We start from the raw sequence: 5,934 nt of genomic DNA on the forward strand, positions 1-5,934 counted from the left end.
GACCGCTCCAAGGCCGTCGAAGCCGCCAACCGGTACCGCATCGACGACGTCCGCGCCGCGGCCGTCTCCTACACGGATACCGGCAGCGCGTAACGCCAACATCCTCACCCACCGCCGCCCGTGTGTCCGTCGGACAACACGGGCGGCGGTGGGCGTAGGTTCTTGACTATGGTCGAGCAGAGTCCGTTGGTCTCCCGCAGACGACAAACCCGGGATCCGTTGCCCGACGCACTGTTGCGTCGCGTCAAACAGTTCTCCGGTCGCCTCTCGACCGAGGCCGTCACGACGATGCAGGATCAACTGCCGTTCTTCGACGACCTCGACGCCGCTCAACGCTCCAACGTGCAGTTGCTGGTTCAGACGGCGGTCGTCAACTTCCTCGAGTGGCTCAAGAATCCGGACAGTGACATCCGGTTCAGCCTGGACGCGTTCCAGGTGATTCCGCAGGATCTCGCGCGCAGGCTCACCCTCAGCCAGACGGTGGACATGGTCCGCGTGGCGATGGAGTTCTTCGAGCAGTGGCTCCCGGCGCTCGCCCGCAACGACCAGCAGCTGATCGCCCTCACCGAGGCCGTCCTCCGTTACGGTCGCGAACTGGGTTTCGCGGCCGCCTCGGTATACGCGAGTGCAGCGGAGTCCCGCGGCGCCTGGGACACCCGGCTCGAGGCACTGGTGGTCGACGCCGTGGTCCGTGGCGACACGGGTTCGGACATGTTGTCGCGGGCGGCGACCCTCAACTGGGACGCCACCGCTCCCGCCACCGTCATCGTGGGCACTCCCCCCGAGGACGAACGGGTCTCCGTCGTCGGCACGGTCCACACCATCGCGCAGAAGCACGGCCGCGCCGCCCTCGCCGTGGTGCAGGGTTCGCGGCTCGTGATGGTCGTCAGCGGCGAACTCCAGGAGGGGTCGGGGCACTCGAGTTTCATGACCGACCTGCTCGGCAAGTTCTCGGACGAGCCGGTGATCATCGGGCCGACCACGCCGACGCTGGGTGCGGCGCACTTCAGTGCCGTCGAGGCGCTCGCCGCGATGCAGGCGGTCGCCGGCTGGCGGGGAGCCCCTCGGCCCGTCCACGCCGCCGAGTTGTTACCCGAGCGCGCACTGCTCGGGGACAACGCCGCGGTCACCGCTCTGAACGACCATCTGGTCGCGCCGCTGGCGGCCGCCGGAGGTGTTCTCACCGACACTTTGGACGCATATCTCGACTGTGGAGGTGCGGTTGAGACTTGTGCCCGGCAGCTGTTTGTTCATCCAAATACTGTGCGGTATCGACTCAAGAGAATCGCCGAAGTCACCGGTCGCGATCCGACGAATCCACGGGATGCGTATGTACTCAGAGTGGCTGCCACAGTGGGTCGATTGACACATTCCCATAACGAACCCATATCACGTTTAACACCAGTCACACCCTTCCCATTCGGAGAAGCAGGGCTGTAACGAACGTCTGTCCAGATTCGATGCGAGGACCCCACGTGCAATTTTGTGGGAACCCAACAAATCCGCCGACAAAGGTTCATCCGCAACGACATCTCGCGGCACGCCGTTGACGGTGTTCTCTTGAAGAGTGATTTCGTTGCTCGCCCCGGGTCAGGGCTCTCAGACTCCCGGCATGCTCATCCCTTGGTTGGAGCTGCCGGGTTCTCATGACCGTGTCGCACTGTGGTCGAAGGCTGCCGGCCTCGACCTCGTCCGCCTCGGTACCACCGCGACAGCGGAGGAGATCACCGACACGTCGGTGACTCAGCCTCTCGTCGTGGCCGCCGCACTCCTCGCCTTCGAGGAACTCGACGCGCGTGGCCTGGTTCCCGCAGACACCATCGCGGCCGGGCACTCGGTCGGTGAACTCGCCGCGGCCGCGGTCGCCGGAGTCCTCTCCGCCGACGACGCCGTCGCCCTCGCCGCCGTCCGCGGCGCGGAGATGGCGAAGGCCTGCGCACTCGAACCGACCGGCATGTCCGCGGTCCTCGGGGGCGACGAGGCCGAGGTGCTCGCCCGCCTCGACGAACTGGGCCTCGAACCGGCCAACCGCAATGCGGCGGGCCAGATCGTCGCGGCAGGTCTGCTGTCGGCGCTCGAGGAACTCGCGGCCAACCCGCCGGAGAAGGCGCGGGTTCGCGCACTTCCCGTCGCAGGCGCGTTCCACACCCGGTTCATGGCTCCCGCGCAGGAGGCCGTCACCGAGGCTGCGTCCAAGATCACACCGGGTGAACCCACCCGCACTCTGCTCTCCAACGCCGACGGCGCACCGGTCGCATCCGGAGCCGACGCACTGACTAAACTGGCCGCGCAGGTAACCCGACCTGTGCGTTGGGACCTGTGTACCGCAAGCCTGCGGACCGCTCAGGTCTCCGCGATCGCGGAACTTCCACCAGCCGGAACCCTCGTCGGTATCGCCAAGCGTGAAATGCGCGGTACGCCGACTCTGGCACTCAAGACCCCGGGGGATATCTCCGCGCTAGCCGAACTGACAGAACTCGGCTAGTTTGCTGCGCGCACCTCGGTGCGTGCAGGGCCCGCAGGCGCGGCCGATGGGGACGTGCCTGCACAACTCCAGATACATCTACACCGAATCAGAAGGGAGCCACTCAGTGGCCGCCACCCAGGAAGACATCATCGCCGGACTCGCGGAGATCATCGAGGAGGTCACCGGTATTGAGCCGTCCGAGGTGACCATCGAAAAGTCTTTCGTCGACGACCTCGACATCGACTCCCTCTCCATGGTTGAGATCGCCGTCCAGACCGAGGACAAGTACGGCGTGAAGATCCCCGACGAGGATCTCGCCGGACTGCGCACCGTCGGTGACGCCGTGTCCTACATCCAGAAGCTCGAAGCAGAAGGTGGCGCCGACGCGGAGGCCGTGAAGGCGAAGCTCGAAGCTGCCAAGAACGACGAGGAGTGAGCTCAGCCGTGACTTCCGCCTCGACCAACGGGAAGCAGTTCCCCAACATCGTCGTCACCAGCCTCGCGGCCACGACGTCGATCGCTGGTGACGTGGATGCCACGTGGAAGGGCCTGTTGGCCGGCGAGAGCGGCATCGACACCATCCGGGAAGCCTTCGTCACGGAGAACGATCTTCCGGTGACGATCGGCGGCAAGCTCAAGGTGTCGCCCGACGAGTCGCTGTCCCGGGTCGAGATCCGCCGGATGAGCTTCGTCGAGCGGCTGGCGCTCGTCCTGGGCCGTCAGGTCTGGGAGAACGCCGGCAGCCCGGAGGTCGACAAGGATCGCCTCGGCGTCGTGATCGGCACCGGACTGGGCGGCGGCGAAGCTCTGATCGACGCGGTCGAGAAGATGAAGGCCGGTGGGTACCGCAAGGTGTCGCCGTTCGCCGTCCAGATGGTGATGCCCAACGGCCCGTCGGCCACCGTCGGTCTCGAGCTCGGGGCCCGCGCCGGAGTGATCACTCCCGTGTCGGCCTGCTCCTCGGGTTCCGAGGCCATCGCCCATGCGTACCGCATGCTGGTGATGGGTGACGCGGACATCATCGTCGCCGGTGGTGTGGAGGGATACCTCGACGCCGTGCCGATCGCGAGTTTCGCGATGATGCGCGCGCTGAGCACCCGCAACGACGATCCGAAGGCGGCTTCGCGGCCGTTCGACAAGGATCGTGACGGCTTCGTGTTCGGTGAGGCCGGAGCGATGATGGTCCTCGAAACCGAGGAGCACGCCAAGGCTCGCGGTGCCACCATCCACGCCCGTCTGCTGGGCGCGGGAATCACCTCCGACGGGTTCCACATCGTCGCACCCGACCCTTCGGGTTCGGGCGCTGCGCGGGCCATGACGAGGGCGATCGAGACTGCTGGATTGACGAAGACGGACATCCAGCACATCAACGCGCACGCCACGGCCACACCGATCGGTGACACGGCAGAGGCGAACGCCATCAAGGCTGCCGTCGGCAACCATGCTGCGGTGTACGCACCGAAGTCCGCGTTGGGGCACTCGATCGGCGCCGTCGGTGCGCTCGAGGCGGTGCTCACGGTCCTGAGTCTGCGTGACGGAGTCATTCCGCCCACGCTGAATCTCGAGAATCAGGATCCAGAGATCGACCTGGATGTCGTCAAGGGCGAAGCCCGTTACGGCGAGATCGATTTCGCGATCAACAACTCGTTTGGTTTCGGTGGGCACAATGTCGCGCTCGCCTTCGGCCGGGCCTGACAGCCGGTCCTGCTAGATCGCGGGTGGAGACCCCTTCTCTGAAGGGGTCTCCACCCATCGACAGCCCACCCGGGCCCGCCACAAGGAGGACGCGATGACAATCTTGGCACCCGCGACTAAGTCCGATGCGTCGATCGATCCGCGCGATCCCCTTGCGCGCCTGGAGAAGCTGTTCGACGCCGGGACCGTCGTCCCACTCCATCCGCGGGACAAGTCCGGTGTTCTGGCCGCGTCCGGCAACATCGACGGTGTCCGCACCATCGCCTACTGCTCCGATGCCACCGTCATGGGCGGTGCCATGGGCGTCGAAGGCTGCAAGCACATCGTGACGGCGATCGACACCGCCCTCGAGGAAGACGCCCCGATCGTGGGTCTCTGGCACTCGGGTGGCGCGCGTCTCGCCGAGGGCGTCGAGGCCCTGCACGCGGTCGGACTGGTCTTCGAGGCCATGGTCCGCGCGTCCGGCCGCGTCCCACAGATTTCCGTCGTCCTCGGCTTCGCAGCCGGCGGTGCGGCGTACGGTCCCGCGCTGACCGACATCGTCATCATGGCGCCGGAGGCCCGCGTCTTCGTCACCGGACCGGACGTGGTCCGCAGTGTCACCGGTGAGCAGGTCGACATGGTGTCCCTCGGCGGTCCCGATACGCACACGAAGAAGTCGGGTGTGGCGCACATCGCCGCCCACGACGAGGGCGACGCCCTGCACCGGGCACGCCGCCTGGTGTCGATGTTCTGCGAACAGGGCGAGTTCGATCAGGCCGCGGCCGCGCACGGCGACACCGATCTCCGCGCGCTCATGCCCGAGTCGGCGAAGCGCGCCTACGACGTCCGTCCGATCGTTCACGAACTTCTCGACAACGTCGAGGGCGAGTCGAGTTTCGAGGAACTGCAGGGCAATTACGCCCGCAGCATCGTCACCGGTCTCGGCCGCCTCGGTGGCCGCACCGTCGGTGTCATCGCCAACAACCCGCTCCGCCTGGGTGGCTGCCTGAACTCGGAGAGCGCCGAGAAGTCAGCTCGTTTCGTCCGGCTGTGCAACGCATTCGGCATCCCGCTCGTGGTGATCGTGGACGTTCCCGGATACCTCCCCGGTGTGAGCATGGAATGGGAAGGCGTCGTACGCCGCGGGGCCAAGCTGCTCCACGCGTTCGCCGAAGCCACCGTCCCCCGCGTGACGGTCGTGACCCGCAAGATCTACGGCGGCGCCTACATCGCCATGAACTCCCGCGCGCTCGGCGCCACGGCCGTCTACGCGTGGCCCGATGCCGAGGTCGCTGTCATGGGCGCCAAGGCCGCCGTCGGCATCCTGCACAAGCGCGCCCTGGCCGCGGCGCCGGAAGATGAGCGTGAGGCCCTGCACGAGCGTCTGGCCGTCGAGCACGAGAGCATCGCCGGTGGCGTCGACCGTGCCGTCGCGATCGGTGTGGTGGACGAGGAGATCGACCCCGCCAAGACGCGCAGTGTCATCACCGCCGCCCTCGCCGCCGCTCCCGCCGGCCGCGGCGACCACAAGAACATCCCGCTGTGATCTGAGCTCTGTTCGAGAGAAGGCCCCCGCCGTTGTTGTGGCGGGGGCCTTTTCGCGTTCGTGAGCGGGGTGTCAGCCGACGTCCCGGCGCAGCCAGGTGACCTCGGCGCCTTCTCCGCCACTGCGGAACGGCTCGAGAGCCTCGTCCCAGGCGGTTCCGAGTGCGTAGTCCAGTTCGGCGGCGATGTCGCCCCCCGCTTGCATCAGTGCCCGCAGGCGCATCTCCCCCACGACGACATCGCCG

The 5,934-nt window shown here is 66.9% G+C and carries 6 protein-coding genes and 1 pseudogene; 6 read left to right on the plus strand and 1 reads right to left on the minus strand.

What is annotated here, in order from left to right:
* The 6 genes and pseudogenes from AZG88_RS55740 to AZG88_RS26235 form a co-directional block, all read left to right on the plus strand.
* Nucleotides 1–93, plus strand: a pseudogene (locus tag AZG88_RS55740) (transketolase-like TK C-terminal-containing protein); the annotation flags it as partial.
* A 75-nt stretch (nt 94–168) separates the two neighbouring features.
* Nucleotides 169–1,440, plus strand: a complete 1,272-nt coding sequence (locus tag AZG88_RS26215; protein ID WP_005261202.1) for a PucR family transcriptional regulator — start codon at nt 169–171, stop codon at nt 1,438–1,440.
* Between the two features lie 127 nt (nt 1,441–1,567).
* Nucleotides 1,568–2,485 (plus strand): ACP S-malonyltransferase, encoded by a 918-nt coding sequence (locus AZG88_RS26220; protein WP_005247836.1) that lies wholly within the window; start codon nt 1,568–1,570, stop codon nt 2,483–2,485.
* A gap of 106 nt (nt 2,486–2,591) precedes the next feature.
* Nucleotides 2,592–2,903 (plus strand): meromycolate extension acyl carrier protein AcpM, encoded by a 312-nt coding sequence (gene acpM / locus AZG88_RS26225; RefSeq protein ID WP_005247839.1) that lies wholly within the window; start codon nt 2,592–2,594, stop codon nt 2,901–2,903.
* An 8-nt stretch (nt 2,904–2,911) separates the two neighbouring features.
* Nucleotides 2,912–4,162 (plus strand): KasA/KasB family beta-ketoacyl-ACP synthase, encoded by a 1,251-nt coding sequence (locus tag AZG88_RS26230; RefSeq protein WP_005247840.1) that lies wholly within the window; start codon nt 2,912–2,914, stop codon nt 4,160–4,162.
* 94 nt (nt 4,163–4,256) lie between these two features.
* Nucleotides 4,257–5,690: an acyl-CoA carboxylase subunit beta gene (locus AZG88_RS26235; protein WP_005247842.1), complete on the plus strand. Its 1,434-nt coding sequence runs from the start codon at nt 4,257–4,259 to the stop codon at nt 5,688–5,690.
* A 72-nt stretch (nt 5,691–5,762) separates the two neighbouring features.
* Here AZG88_RS26235 and AZG88_RS50575 read toward each other — a convergent pair.
* A partial coding sequence (locus AZG88_RS50575; protein ID WP_156517627.1) for a DUF3145 family protein occupies nt 5,763–5,934 on the minus strand: 172 nt, incomplete at its 5' end.

The sequence above is a fragment of the Rhodococcus sp. LB1 genome (assembly GCF_001583455.1).
Lineage (GTDB): Bacteria > Actinomycetota > Actinomycetes > Mycobacteriales > Mycobacteriaceae > Rhodococcus_F > Rhodococcus_F opacus.